The sequence below is a fragment of the Lysobacter sp. 2RAF19 genome, from assembly GCF_052115395.1.
Lineage (GTDB): Bacteria > Pseudomonadota > Gammaproteobacteria > Xanthomonadales > Xanthomonadaceae > Noviluteimonas.
The window spans coordinates 646,442-659,768 of record NZ_JBFRGO010000002.1 but is presented as its reverse complement, the minus strand read 5'-3'; the positions used below and the strand labels follow the sequence as shown (position 1 = coordinate 659,768).

The window sequence follows — 13,327 nt, the reverse complement described above, 5'->3', positions numbered from 1 at the left end:
CCATGACAGGCATCCTTTCCACCGGCACTTCGGCCCTGCTCGCCTTCCAGCGCGCACTGGGAACGGTCGGACACAACGTCGCCAACGCGGCCACGCCCGGTTACAGCCGCCAACGCGTCGAACTGTCCGCGCGCCCGGGTCAGGCGACCAACATCGGTGCGATCGGCCAGGGCGTCGACGTCGCGCGCTTGCGACGACTCGCCGATGGCCTGGTGTTCGCGCGCCAGGTCGACAGCAGCGGCGAGATGGGGCGGCTGGAACAACTCTCGTCGCTGAACTCGCGTGTGGATGCGCTGCTGTCGGACAAGGCAACGGGTTTGTCGACGCCGTGGTCGGCGTTCTTCGCCGCGGCCAAGGGCGTGTCGTCGGATCCGACTTCGCCGGTCGCGCGCAGCCAGCTGATCACGGCGGGCGACCAACTCGCCGCACGCTGGCGTTCGCTCGATGGCCAGCTCTCGTCGATCGAGGAAGACACCGACCAACGCCTGAAGACGACCGTCGGCGACGCCAATCGCCTCGCCGGTGAAATCGCGGGACTGAACCGCGACATCGCCACCGCGGGCACCAACGCCTCGCCCGATCTGCTCGACGCGCGCGAACAACGCATCGGCGAGCTGGCCAAGCTCGTCGGCGGCAGCACCGTCGCGCAGGACGACGGTTCCATCAACGTGTTCACCGCCGGCGGACAACCCCTGGTGCTCGGTGCGCGTTCGATGCAACTGACCACCGTGACCGATCCGTATCGTTCCGATCGCCTGCAGGTCGCGCTCGAAGGCAGCGGCGGCACGGTGCGTTTGTCCGCATCGGCGTTCAGCGGCGAAGTCGGCGGATTGCTGGAATTCCGCGCGCACTCGCTCGATCCGGCGCGCGCCGACCTCGGCCGCGTGGCCACCGCCTTCGCGATGGCGGCCAACGACGTGCAACGCGCGGGCGTGGATTACAACGGCGTGGCCGGCACCGATCTGTTCGCGGTCGCGCCGCCGCGCGTGGATGCGCATGCGAAGAACACCGGCAGCGCGACCTTGTCGGCGACGATCGTCGACACCGGCGCCCTGACCGGCCACGACCTCGAACTGCGCTTCGACGGTACGACCTGGAGCGCGACGCGCGCGGGCACCGGCGAAGCCGTCGCGCTGGCAGGCACCGGCACGGCGGCCGATCCGCTGCGCGCCGAAGGCGTGTCGATCGTCGTCGGTGGCGCGGCCGCGGCCGGCGATCGCTTCGCCGTCGCGCCGACCGCCGATGCGGCCGGCAGCCTGAAACTGATCATGCGCGACCCCAACGGCATCGCCGCCGCATCGCCGCTGCAGGTGAAAGCCGATGCCGCCAACATCGGCAATGCGAAAGCCGACGCACCGGTGGTCACCGATCCGGCGGCGTTCGCAAGCTTCGCCGGCGCGACGGTCGATTTCATCGACGCCACGACTTACACCATCGATGGCGCCGGCCCGTACACCTTCACCGCCGGCACGCCGATCGCCGGCAACAGTTGGTCGCTGAACCTGCAGGGCACGCCGGGCGCGGGCGACAGCTTCACCCTCGCACGCACGCCGCCGCGCGCCGCCGACAACGGCAATGCGCGCAACTTCGCCGCGCTCGATACCAAGGGCGTCCTCGACGGCGGCGCGACCAGCCTCACCAACGGGCTGAGCCAACTCACCGCGCGCGTGGGCAGCGATGCACGCCACGCCGACCTCGCGCTCGATGCGCAGCAAACGCTCGACACGCAGATCGCCGCCGAGCGCGACTCGGTCTCGGGCGTCAACCTCGACGAGGAAGCGGCCGACATGCTGCGCTACCAGCAAGCCTACCAAGCGGCCGCGCAAGTCATCGCCACCGCCGACAACGTGTTCCAGACCCTGCTCGGAGCGATCCGCTGATGACCCTTCGCGTCTCGACCGCCGCCCTGCATGCGCAAGGCCTGTCCGCGCTGCTGCGCAAGCAGCAGGAAATCGCGCACACGCAGCAACAACTCACCACGGGCGAACGCATCACGCAGGCCAAGGACGATCCGGTCGGCGCGGCCACCGCGCAACGGCTCGACCACGTGCTCTCGATGCTCGGCGAATTCGAAAAGAGCGCAGGCGCGGCCGAACATCGCCTGCGCACGCAGGAAGATGCACTCGCCGATACCGGCGAGTTGCTTTCGCGCGCGCGCGAACTGGCGATCCAGGGCAACAACGCCACCATGTCCGATGGCGATCGTCGCGCCGTGGCCGTGGAAATCCGCGCGTTGCGCGCCTCGCTGATCAACATCGCCAACCGCGACGACGGCAACGGGCGTCGCCTGTTCGCCGGCACGCGCGATGGCGTGGCGCCTTTCGTCGACGGCGCGACAGGCATCGCCTACCAGGGCGACGACGGGCAAAACCACATCGACATCGCGCCGGAAGTCGCGGTCGGCGATACCGATCCGGGCAGCGCGGTGTTCCTGCGCGTGCGCACGGGCGATGGATTCGTGCGCGGCAGCGCGAACGCGGCCAACACCGGCAACGGCGTGTTGCAGCAGGCGCAGGTGAGCGATGCGACGGCGTGGTCCGGCAACGCGCTCACCGTGCGGTTCACCTCGCCCACCGATTACGAAGTCGTCGATGCCAGCGGCGCGGCACTCGCGCCGCCGGTCGTCGGTACGTATGCGAGCGGCCAGGCGATCCCCGATCCCGCCGCGGGCCTGGGCGTGCAGTTCTCGATCACCGGCGCGCCCGCGGCCGGCGATGCGTTCACGCTGCAACCGGCGCCGACGCGCGATGTGTTCGCCACGCTCGATGCCCTGGCCGATGCGCTCGAAGCGCCCTCGGGCACGCCGGCCGACGCCGCGCGCCGCGCCAACGCCATCGGCGGCGTGATCGGCGACATCGCCACCGCCGAGGACCACATGCTCTCCGTGCGCGCGAGCACCGGCATGCGCCTGCAGGCCATCGACGACACCGCCGATCGCCGCGACAGCGACGAAATCGCGCTGTCCGACAGCATCTCGCAGCTGCGCGACACCGACTACGCCGAGGCGATCAGCCGCCTGACCCTGCAATCCACCGCCCTGGAGGCCGCGCAGAAGTCGATGTTGCGCATCCAGGGGCTTTCGTTGTTCGACAAGATCGGCTGAGGCGACCAGAGGCGCTAAAGACCCGGAAGACGGTGCCGTTATCGACCCCAGCAGAGGACATCGCCACCAACGGCACGCCCCTGCGGACCACAGATCCGGCGTCCCCGTCGGCACCGTCACCAGGAGAACAACGCAATGTCCATCATCAACACCAACGTGATGTCGCTGAACTCTCAGCGCAACCTCGCGACCAACAGCGCCAGCCTCGCCACGACCATCCAGCGCCTGTCCTCGGGCCTGCGCATCAACAGCGCCAAGGACGACGCCGCCGGCCTGGCGATCTCCGAGCGCTTCTCCACGCAGATCCGCGGCATGAACCAGGCCGCGCGCAACGCCAACGACGGCATCTCGCTCGCGCAGACCGCCGAAGGCGCGCTGGGCGAAATCGGCAACAACCTGCAGCGCATCCGCGAACTGGCCGTGCAGTCGCGCAACGCCACCAACTCCTCGGACGACCGCGCCGCGCTGCAGAAGGAAGTCTCGCAGCTGAAGTCGGAAATCGACCGCGTCGCCGACCAGACCTCGTTCAACGGCACCAAGCTGCTCGACGGTTCGTTCACCGCCCAGACCTTCCAGGTCGGCGCCAACCAGGGCCAGACGATCACCGTCGCCTCGATCGCCGACGCCAACATCGCCGCGCTGGGTTCCTGGAACTCGCCGTCGACGACGACCTACACGCAGACGACCGCTTCGGCCTCGGCCACCGCGTTCGCCACCGGCGTGTCGATGGACATCAACGGCGTGACGGTGACCACCGCCGACGGCGCCGCCGACGCTGCCGCCGCCACCGCCGCGCTGAAGACCGCGTTCGACGCCGCGAAGGCCAACCCGGCCAACACCGCGCTGGCCAACGTCTCGATGGACAACACCGGCAAGCTGACCTCGACCGACGCCTCGCTGGCCATCGCCAACCTGACCAACGTCAGCGGCGTCACGGCCGGCACGACCGCCGGCACGGCCACGCAGGTCGCGGGTGCCGCGCACAACGGCTTCGCCACGCTCGACATCTCCACCGCCGCCGGCGCCGACGACGCCATCCTCGCGATGGATGGCGCGCTGAACGCTGTCAACAGCGCGCGCGCCGACCTGGGTGCCGTGCAGAACCGCTTCACCTCGGTCATCGCCAACCTCAACACGACGTCCGAGAACCTGACCGCTTCGCGCAGCCGCATCCGCGACACCGACTTCGCGAAGGAAACGGCGGAACTGACCCGCACGCAGATCCTCACGCAGGCCGGTACCGCGATGCTCGCCCAGGCCAACCAGGCGCCGCAGGGCGTGATGAGCCTGCTGCGTTAACCGTGACGAACGCGGGGCGCGGATCCATCGCGCCCCGCGTCTTTTTTTCTTCCAGTAGAAGGAGCAGCCGCCGATGAGCATCACCTCCACCGGCATCGGCAGCGGGCTCGACGTCAACACGCTGGTGTCGCAGTTGGTCACGGCCGAACGATCGCCGACCGCCGCGCGCATCGACGCATTCGAAAAAAAGACGAAGGCCGAGATCTCGGCGTTCGGCACCTTGCGCAGCACCCTGGACGGCCTGCGCACCGCAATCGGCAAACTGCGCCTGCCCGAGACCGTGCAGGCGCGCAAGGCCTCGGTGCCCGAAGGGGCCCATTTTTCCGTGACGACGACGTCGGAGGCCGCGATCGGCCGCTATGACGTCGAAGTCCTCGCGCTTTCCAGCGCGCACAAACTCGCATCGAAAGCATTCGCCACCGACGCCACGCCCGTCGGCACCGGCAAGCTCACCATCGCCAGCGGCGACACGACGATCGCCGTCGACATCGACGCGACGCACAACACACTCGACGGCGTGCGCGATGCGATCAACAAGGCGGCCGCCGGCAAGGGCGTGGTCGCGACGATCGTGCAGGCCGACGATGGCGCGCACCTGGTGTTGAGTGCGACGCAAACCGGCGCGGCCAATGCGCTGCACATCACCGCCAGCGGCGGCGACGGCGGCCTGTCGGTGTTCGCGAACGCGTCCGCGCCGAACACCATGCAGGAACTCGAAGCAGCGGCCGACGCACGCCTCAAGGTCGACGGCTTCGAACGCAGCAGCCCGACCAACACGGTCGCTGACCTGATCGAAGGCGTCAGCTTCACGCTGACCAAGGCCGAACCGGGCACCACGCAGACCGTCACCGTCGCCGCCGACAGCTCGGTGCTGCGCACGGCGGCCAAGGCATTCGTGTCCTCGTACAACAGCGCGACCAATGCCTTGAAGTCGGTCTCGCGTTACGACGCAGCCACGAAGGTCGCTGCCCCGCTCAATGGCGATCCGCTCGTGCGTGGCGTGAGCCGCGACCTGCGCGCGCAAGTCGGCGAGCAGGTCGAGGACCTCAAGGCGCTGGGCATCACGGTGGGCGCCGACGGCTTGCTCAAGATGGACGACGCCGCCTTCGACGCCGCCATGGCGAAGGACGCTGCGCCCGCTGCGCGCCTGTTCACCGGCGACGACAGCCTGTCCGCGCACCTGGATCAGTCGCTCGACCGCCTGCTCGACGACGACGGCCTGCTGCACGATCGCGACCAGGGCCTGTCGGCGCGCACCAAGTCGATCGCCAGGCAACGCGATGACCTGGACGCGCGCATGACCCAGGTCGAAGCGCGTTATCGCGCGCAATTCGTCGCGCTGGATGGGCTGATGACGCAGATGCAGTCGATCAGCAGCTATCTCACGCAGCAACTGTCCAACCTCTGACCCCGACGCCGGACGATCCCATGTACAGCGCCCGCAACCTCGCCAACCAGTACCGGAACACCGGCGTGTCCAGTGCCGTGCTCGACGCCAACCCGCACCAGCTGATCACGCTGATGCTCGCCGGCGCACGCGAGCGCGCGCGCCTGGCCATCGCCTGCCTCGAACGCGGCGACATCGCCCGCAAGGCGCAGGCGATCAGCGAAGCGAGCACGATCGTGGCCGCACTCGACGGCGCGCTCAACCTCGAAGCGGGCGGCGAGATCGCCGACGGCCTGCAGGCCCTGTACGACTACGCGCAACGTCGCCTGCTGACCGCCAATGCCGAGAACGACACGGCGCCCCTGCACGAAGTCGACACCCTGCTCGGCGAAATCGAATCGGCGTGGCGCGCGATCGCGCCGGGAGACGCCGGTCGATGAATGCGGTGGTCGCCAGCGTCCCGAACCTGCCCGCCGTGCAATTGCGCGAGGCGATCGAAGCGCACGACTGGCTGCGCGCGACGGAACTGCTGAGCGAACACCAGCGCGCGGTGGCCGCGGCGTTGGCGACGCTGGATTCGACGACGCTGGTGCGCGAACACTGGATCGACCTGCTGCTTGCGCAGCGCGCGATGCTGGGCGAACTGCACGCCGCGCGCGCGAAGGTCGCCACCGCGCTGGCCCGCCTGGGCGAGGATCATCGCGGCGCGCGCGCCTGGTTGCGGGAACTGGCATGAACGCCGTGCAGGCCGCACGCGAAGCGCTGTTCGGCGACGTCCTGGCCTGTCGGGAAACACGGCCGGCGGCGTTCGAGCCGTCCGTTCCCGACGGCGCGCGCCTGCAGGCGCTGTTCGCGCGCAGCGAAGCGCTGTTGCGCGCACTGGCCGTGGTCGAAGACAGCCCGCGCCACGACGACAGCGACGGCCACGACGAGACGTCGCTGCAACGCATCGAAGCCAAGCTCGACCTGCTCACCGCGCTGGTGGCCTCGCTCGCCGGCGCGCAGGCGACCGACTCCTTGCGCGCCCTGCAGTGGTCGGCGCGCGGCGCTTGGCTGGCGGTCGATGCCCCCGCGGTGGGCACGAGCGGCCTGCTGCGCGTACAGCCCGCCGATTGGCTGCCCTCGCCCCTGCTGCTGCCCGCCACCGTGATCGCCGCGGCCGACGACGGCGTACTGCTGCGCTTCGACGACCTCCCCCCGGCCCTGGAAGCGGCCCTGGAACGGCACCTGTTCCGCCTGCACCGCCGCGCAGTGGCCGAAAGCCGCCGTCCCCGCTGATCCGCACGACTGCGCCGATGAGGCCGGCGCAAGTGGTGACCGGCCGTCAACACCAGGCAACGGCACCTTGCGTAAGCTGGCTCCCTGCAAAGTTGCCAGGGAGGCGACGGATTGGTTCGGGTCTTGATCTGCGACGACCACACCCTCGTGCGGGCGGGCTTGCGCCGGCTCGTGGATTCCTTCGAGGGGATCGAGGTGGTCGGTGAAGCCAGCAACGCCAACGAGGCCGTCCTGCGCGCGCGGCAGATGATCCCCGACGTGATGCTGCTCGACGTGGCGATGCCCGGGCGCAGCGGCTTCGATGCGCTCGAGGAAATGCACGCCGCGCAACCGGAAACCGCCGTGGTCATCATGTCGATGCACGACGACGCGGTGCACGTGCGCGAAGCCCTGAAGCGCGGGGCCATCGGATTCGTGGTGAAGGAAGCGGCGCCCGCGGAGCTGGAAGTGGCCATTCGCGCCGCGGCCGCCGGCCGCACCTTCCTCAGCCCGCAGGTCTTCGCCCCGCAATTGCAGGCGCACCGCGGGCGCAAGACCCTCGGCACCGGCGACATCGAATCGCTGCCCAAGCGACAGCGCGAAATTCTCGAAGCACTCGGCGCCGGCCGCACCACCAAGCAGATCGCCGCCGACCTCGGCCTGAGCGCAAAGACGGTGGAAACGCACCGCGCGCGGATGATGGAAACCCTCGGCGTGCGCAACGCCACCGAGCTGCTGCGCATCGCGATGCGACATCACGACAAAAGGTGACGCGCGGTGACTGGTTTGTGACGCAATGTAGGGGTTGCCCCTACGTCACTTAGGGGAAACCCCCACTTTCGAGCGGGTTTACCCCGATTCGGCTTCCGACACCGATGCGCCAGCATGTCTTCCAGGGGATCGGTCCAGGCCGATCAGGGGAGACAACGTAGTGAAAGCGTCAGTCCGCACCAGCCAGGTGCAGGGGCTCAATCTCACGCCGCAGTTGTTGCAGTCGATCCGGCTGCTCCAGCTCAACGCGCAGCAGCTCGAAATGGAAGTCCACCAGGCGCTCGAACGCAATCCGTTGCTCGAGCAGGAAGAGGCTTCCGAAGAAGACCAAGCCGATCAAGACGCCGACGCGGCCTGCGCCGAAACGGCCGCCTGGGACGAACTGCCCGAGCCGGCGTTCCTGTCCGGCGTGTCGGGCGACTGGAACGGCGAAGACGACGCGATGGCGCGCATCGCCGACCAGGCTTCGAGCGATCCGCGCGTGCGCCTGTTGCGCGAGATGGCGTTGCACTGGCAAGCGCGCGACCTCGAACCCGCGGCCTGGTGGCTCGACCACTGCGACGATCGCGGCTATCTCGAACATCCGTTGCAGGACCTGCTCGCGCAGGGCGCGGCGGCCTTTCCGCGCCACGACCTCGAAGCCATCCGCCAGCGCCTGTTGCACGGGCAGTGGCCGGGCATCGCCGCGGCCGACGTCGGCGAATGCCTGCGCGCGCAACTGGTGATGCAGCCTGCAAGCGCCGTGCGCGAACTCGCCGCGCGCATCCTCGCCGAACATCTGGGATTGCTCGCGGCGCACGATGTCCCCGCGCTCGCGGCGGCCACGCAGGCCTCCTCCGACGAGATCAACGCCGCCATCGCCCTGGTGCTTTCGCTGCGTCCGCATCCGATCGAAGCGCCGGTCGAGGCCGAAGGACAGCACATCGTGCCGGACGTCGTCGCCTGGTTCGCCGGCGGCGCCTGGCGCGTCGCCCTCAATGCACGGTCCGCGCCGCGCGTGCGCATTGCACCGCATTGCGAGCGTGCGCTGTCGGGCAACAACGGCGACCACGCCGTGCTGCGCGAACTGCTCGACGAAGCGCGCTGGCTCGTGCGTGGCCTGGCGATGCGCAACGACACCCTGCTGCGCACCACGCAGATCCTGGTCGAGCGCCAGCGCGGTTTCCTCGAACGCGGCGACGTGGGCCTGGCCCCGCTGACGCTGCGCGAAGTCGCCGATGCGATCGGCATGCACGAATCCACGGTTTCGCGCATCGTCAACGGCAAGTACCTGCAGTGCCCGCGCGGGACGATCGAACTCAAGCGATTGTTCGCCGTGCGCCTGGAAGGCGCGGAAGTCGGCGGCGCCGCGGTGCGCGCGATGGTCAAGCAGCTCATCGATGCCGAGCCCGCCAACTCGCCGCTAGCCGACGACGTCATCGCCGGCTTGCTCGCACGCCAGGGCGTCCGCATCGCCCGGCGCACCGTCGCGAAGTATCGCGACCAACTGTCCATTGGCCCCGTGCGTGCGCGCCAGCGCATCGCGCTGCGCGCCTGAGAGTTCATGCAATGCGCAAGTTGAAAGTGTTGTTGGTCGACGACCATGCCGGGTTCATCTCCGCGGCGATCCGTCATTTCCGCCGCCTGCCGTGGATCGACATCGTCGGCACCGCGTCCAACGGCATCGAGGCGATCTCGCAGTGCGAAGTGCTGCGCCCGCACGCGGTGCTGATGGATCTGGCGATGCCCGAGATGGGCGGCCTGCAGGCCACGCGCCTGATCAAGGCGCAGGACGGCGCGCCCTTCGTCGTCATCGCCAGCCACTTCGACGACAGCGAACATCGTGCGCACGCCCAACGCGCCGGCGCCGATGCCTTCGTCAGCAAACTCACCTACCTCCACGACGTCCTGCCGCTGCTGGAACAGCTCGAACGCTCGACGCAAGACGCAACGGTGCCCGCATGAGCGAGTCGCGCATCCTCATCGTCGACCAGGACATGCGGCGTGCCGAGCATGTCGCCGGGCTGCTCGAGTTCATGGACTTCAAGCCGCGCATCGCCGCCGATGCCGACGAACTGGACCGCACGCGCTGGCGTGCGAGCGATTGGCTCGCGGTCATCGTCGGCGAGATCGGCGAGGGCAGCAGCTGGGCCGCGTTCGCGGAATGGCTCGCCGCGCAGGCGCTGCATCCACCGGTGCTGGAATTGCCGGGCCACGCACCCGATGCGCGATGGCGCGCCTGCCTGCATCCGCAGGCGGTGTGGCCGCTCGCCTTCCCGATCCGTCGCACGCAACTGCAGGAAGTGCTGCGCCGCGCGAGCCTCAAGCGCCTGGACGAGGACGCGCGTCGCGAAGTGCCGCAGATCGGCCCGACCGGCCGCAGCGCCGACGTGCTGTTCCTCAACAACACCATCGCGCAGGTCGCCCCGCACGACACGACCGTGCTGATCCTCGGCGAATCGGGCACCGGCAAGGAAGTCGCCGCGCGTGCGATCCACGCGCGTTCGGCACGCAGCGGCAAACCCTTCGTCGCGATCAATTGCGGGGCGATCCCGCCGGACCTGCTGGAAAGCGAGCTGTTCGGCCACGAGAAGGGCGCCTTCACCGGCGCGCTGACGCAACGCAAGGGCCGTTTCGAAATGGCCGAAGGCGGCACGCTGCTGCTCGACGAAATCGGCGACATGCCGATGGCGATGCAGGTCAAGCTGCTGCGCGTGTTGCAGGAGCGCGTGTTCGAACGCGTGGGCGGCGGCGCGCCGATCCGCTGCAACGTCCGCGTGATCGCGGCCACGCACCGCAACCTCGAAACCCAGATCGGCGAAGGCAAGTTCCGCGAAGACCTGTTCTACCGGCTCAACGTGTTCCCGATCGAGATGCCCGCGCTGCGCGACCGCGCCGAGGACCTGCCCGACCTGATCGATGCGATCAGCCGCCAGCTCGCCGAAGGCGGGCGCGGCCAGGCCACGCTCGCGCCCGACGCGATCGTGGTCCTGCAGCACTATTCGTGGCCGGGCAACGTGCGCGAGTTGAGCAATCTCATCGAACGCCTGGCCGTGCTGCATCCCGGCGGTGTGGTGCGCGCCACCGACCTGCCCGCGCGCTACCGCTCCGGCATGCCGACGCAGGGCTTCGAACCGGCGCCGGAACCGGCGCAGATCGCAGCCGCGATCGGCGCGAGCGCGCCGGCCGCGGTCGACCCCTCGCGTTTCTCGCCCAACACCACGCTGCCCCCGCAGGGCATCGACCTGCGCGGCCACATGGCGGGCATCGAACTGGAGCTGATCCGCAGCGCGCTCAACCAGTCCGGTGGCGTCGTCGCGCATGCCGCGCCCTTGCTCGGCCTGCGTCGCACGACGCTGGTGGAGAAGCTGCGCAAGTACGGGATCTTCCGCGACCAGGGCGACCAGGCCACGGACGAAGCCTCGGGGTTCTGAGGCGGCGCCAATTTCCCGCCGCCTTCGTGGCACGCGTCTTGCCTAGTCATCGCAAGCCCGTTTGGCAGGCACCGCGACCGCAATGACCGACGCCATCAACTCGATCCTCTCGCAGATCCGCGCGCACGAAATGCGCACGCGCGGCCTGGGCGATGCGCCGGCCAGCAATGCGGTCGCCGCCACGCCGCCGGCCGCGTCGGGATTCCAGCAGTCGCTCACCAACGCGCTCGACCAGGTCAACCAGACCCAGGCCAACGCCTCGCAGCTGCAGACCGCATTCGAACTCGGCGACCCGCGCGCCGACCTGGCGCGCGTGATGGTCGCCATGCAGCAGTCGCAGGTCGCCTTCCGCGCCACGGTGGAAGTCCGCAACCGACTGGTGCAGGCGTACCAGGACGTCATGAACATGCCGATCTGACATGAGCACGCTCACCCTTCCCAAAACGCCGAACGGCCTGCGCGAGCTGGGTTACCTGCAGGACATTCCGGCCGTGCGCCAGCTCGGCATGCTCGCGCTCGTCGCGGGCACCATCGCGCTGGGCCTGTGGTTGTTCTTCTGGACGCAAAAGCCGGATTACGTGCCGGTGCAGGCCGGCCTGGATGCGAAATCCAGCAGCGAGGCGGCGGATTTGTTGCAGGCCGCGAAGATCCCGTATCGCATCGATCCCAACGGCGCGCTTGCCGTGCCCACCGACCAGGTCGCCTCCGCGCGGCTGGCGCTCGCCGCGGCGGGCCTGCCGAACGACAACAACGCCGGGTTCGAATCGCTGCAGGGCGACCAGGGCTTCGGCACGAGCCAGTTCATCGAAAACGCCCGCTACCAGCAGGCCCTCCAGAACGAATTGGCGCGCACGATCGCGACCCTGCGCCCCGTGCGCGAAGCGCGCGTGCATCTCGCGCTGCCCAAGCCCAGCGCCTTCACGCGACAAAAGGAACCGGCGACGGCCTCGGTCGTGCTCGAGATGCGCGGCGGCAGCACGCTCGAACAGGGACAGGTCAACGCGATCGTGCACCTGGTCGCCTCCAGCATTCCCGACCTGGCGCCCGAACACGTCACGGTCGTGGACCAGTTCGGCCGCATGCTCTCCAACGACGATCCCGAAGGCGAAGACGCGATCGGCGCGCGGCAGTTCGACCAGCAGCGCCGCCAGGAAGCGGTGTACGTGCAACGCATCCAGGAATTGCTCGAACCGATGACCGGCCCCGGCCGCGTCAGCGCGCAGGTCAGCGTCGACATGGATTTCGCGCGGACCGAAGAGGCCAGCGAACGCTACGGCCCGCAAACCAACATCCGCAGCGAGCAGTTGTCCGAATCGGGCAACTTGTCGTCGTCGACCGCCGCGCCGGCGCAGGGCGTGCCGGGCAGCGCGAGCAACACGCCTCCCGCGCAGGGCGCGACTGCGCCGAACACCGCGGCGACCGCGCAGGCGCAACCGCAACAACAAGCCACCACCGCTTCCGGCCCCGGCAGCCGCAGCTCGGTGCGCAACTACGAAATGGATCGCACGCTCACGCACACGCTGCAGGCGCCCGGCCGCATCCGTCGCGTGACCGTCGCAGTGTTGCTCGACAACGTGCCGCAGGGCGCGGCCGAAGCCGGCAAGCCGCAGAAGCTGCGCCCGCTCGCCGCCGCCGAACTCAAGCGCGTCGAAACGCTGGTGCAGCAGGCGATCGGCTTCGACGCACAACGCGGCGACATGGTGTCGGTGGTGAATGCGCCCTTCGCGCGCGATGCCGCCGACAACGCCGACGACGCGCCGCCGTTGTGGGAACAACCGCGCGCACGCGACCTCACGCGTGTCGTGCTCGGCGGCCTGGCCGTGCTGCTGCTGATCTTCTTCGTGCTGCGCCCCGCGTTCCGCGCGCTGCTCGCGCCGAAGTCGCACAAGCCGCAGGAAATCACCGCCACGATCGTCGATCCCGACGAAGAGATTCCGGTCAGTTTGTCGGCCTCGTCCGCGTCGCGGTCGGCCAAGACGCCCTCGCCTGCGCTGATGAACTTCGACGAGAAGCTCGAAGTCGCGCGTTCGGCGGTGAACACCGACGCCAAGCGCGTCGCCCAGGTGGTGCGCAGCATGGTGGAATCCGATGGCTGAC

13 protein-coding genes are annotated in these 13,327 nt (G+C 69.2%); all 13 read left to right on the top strand.

Annotated elements, in window-relative coordinates:
• The first annotated feature begins 2 nt into the window (after positions 1 to 2).
• The 13 genes from flgK (at position 3) to fliF (ending at position 13,326) form a co-directional block, all read left to right on the top strand.
• On the top strand, positions 3 to 1,880 hold the full coding sequence (gene flgK, locus AB4059_RS09940) for a flagellar hook-associated protein FlgK (RefSeq protein WP_498978750.1): 1,878 nt from the start codon (positions 3 to 5) through the stop codon (positions 1,878 to 1,880).
• On the top strand, positions 1,880 to 3,103 hold the full coding sequence (gene flgL, locus AB4059_RS09935; RefSeq protein ID WP_498978749.1) for a flagellar hook-associated protein FlgL: 1,224 nt from the start codon (positions 1,880 to 1,882) through the stop codon (positions 3,101 to 3,103). Before flgK ends, flgL begins: the two co-directional genes overlap by 1 nt.
• Before the next feature lie 135 nt (positions 3,104 to 3,238).
• A complete protein-coding gene (locus AB4059_RS09930) occupies positions 3,239 to 4,402 on the top strand; it encodes a flagellin (protein WP_498978748.1) in 1,164 nt (387 codons plus the stop codon).
• 73 nt (positions 4,403 to 4,475) lie between these two features.
• A complete protein-coding gene (gene fliD / locus AB4059_RS09925) occupies positions 4,476 to 5,810 on the top strand; it encodes a flagellar filament capping protein FliD (RefSeq protein WP_498978747.1) in 1,335 nt (444 codons plus the stop codon).
• A gap of 20 nt (positions 5,811 to 5,830) precedes the next feature.
• Entirely contained in the window at positions 5,831 to 6,229 is a 399-nt protein-coding gene (fliS, locus tag AB4059_RS09920) for a flagellar export chaperone FliS (RefSeq protein ID WP_498978746.1), read from the top strand.
• Entirely contained in the window at positions 6,226 to 6,525 is a 300-nt protein-coding gene (locus AB4059_RS09915) for a hypothetical protein (protein WP_498978745.1), read from the top strand. The genes fliS and AB4059_RS09915 overlap by 4 nt, the downstream gene beginning before the upstream one ends.
• Positions 6,522 to 7,067: a PilZ domain-containing protein gene (locus AB4059_RS09910; RefSeq protein WP_498978744.1), complete on the top strand. Its 546-nt coding sequence runs from the start codon at positions 6,522 to 6,524 to the stop codon at positions 7,065 to 7,067. The genes AB4059_RS09915 and AB4059_RS09910 overlap by 4 nt, the downstream gene beginning before the upstream one ends.
• 111 nt (positions 7,068 to 7,178) lie before the next feature.
• Positions 7,179 to 7,817 (top strand): response regulator transcription factor, encoded by a 639-nt coding sequence (locus tag AB4059_RS09905; RefSeq protein WP_498978743.1) that lies wholly within the window; start codon positions 7,179 to 7,181, stop codon positions 7,815 to 7,817.
• A gap of 160 nt (positions 7,818 to 7,977) precedes the next feature.
• Positions 7,978 to 9,354 (top strand): RNA polymerase factor sigma-54, encoded by a 1,377-nt coding sequence (gene rpoN, locus AB4059_RS09900; RefSeq protein ID WP_498978742.1) that lies wholly within the window; start codon positions 7,978 to 7,980, stop codon positions 9,352 to 9,354.
• A gap of 11 nt (positions 9,355 to 9,365) precedes the next feature.
• Positions 9,366 to 9,761 carry a response regulator gene (locus tag AB4059_RS09895; protein ID WP_498978741.1) on the top strand — a complete coding sequence of 132 codons (396 nt, stop codon included), beginning with the start codon at positions 9,366 to 9,368 and terminating at the stop codon, positions 9,759 to 9,761.
• Positions 9,758 to 11,230, top strand: coding sequence for a sigma-54 dependent transcriptional regulator (locus AB4059_RS09890; RefSeq protein ID WP_498978740.1), 1,473 nt, complete (start codon positions 9,758 to 9,760; stop codon positions 11,228 to 11,230). The genes AB4059_RS09895 and AB4059_RS09890 overlap by 4 nt, the downstream gene beginning before the upstream one ends.
• An 82-nt stretch (positions 11,231 to 11,312) precedes the next feature.
• On the top strand, positions 11,313 to 11,648 hold the full coding sequence (gene fliE, locus AB4059_RS09885; protein WP_498978739.1) for a flagellar hook-basal body complex protein FliE: 336 nt from the start codon (positions 11,313 to 11,315) through the stop codon (positions 11,646 to 11,648).
• A gap of 1 nt (position 11,649) precedes the next feature.
• Positions 11,650 to 13,326: a flagellar basal-body MS-ring/collar protein FliF gene (gene fliF, locus AB4059_RS09880; RefSeq protein ID WP_498978738.1), complete on the top strand. Its 1,677-nt coding sequence runs from the start codon at positions 11,650 to 11,652 to the stop codon at positions 13,324 to 13,326.
• Position 13,327 lies beyond the last annotated feature (1 nt).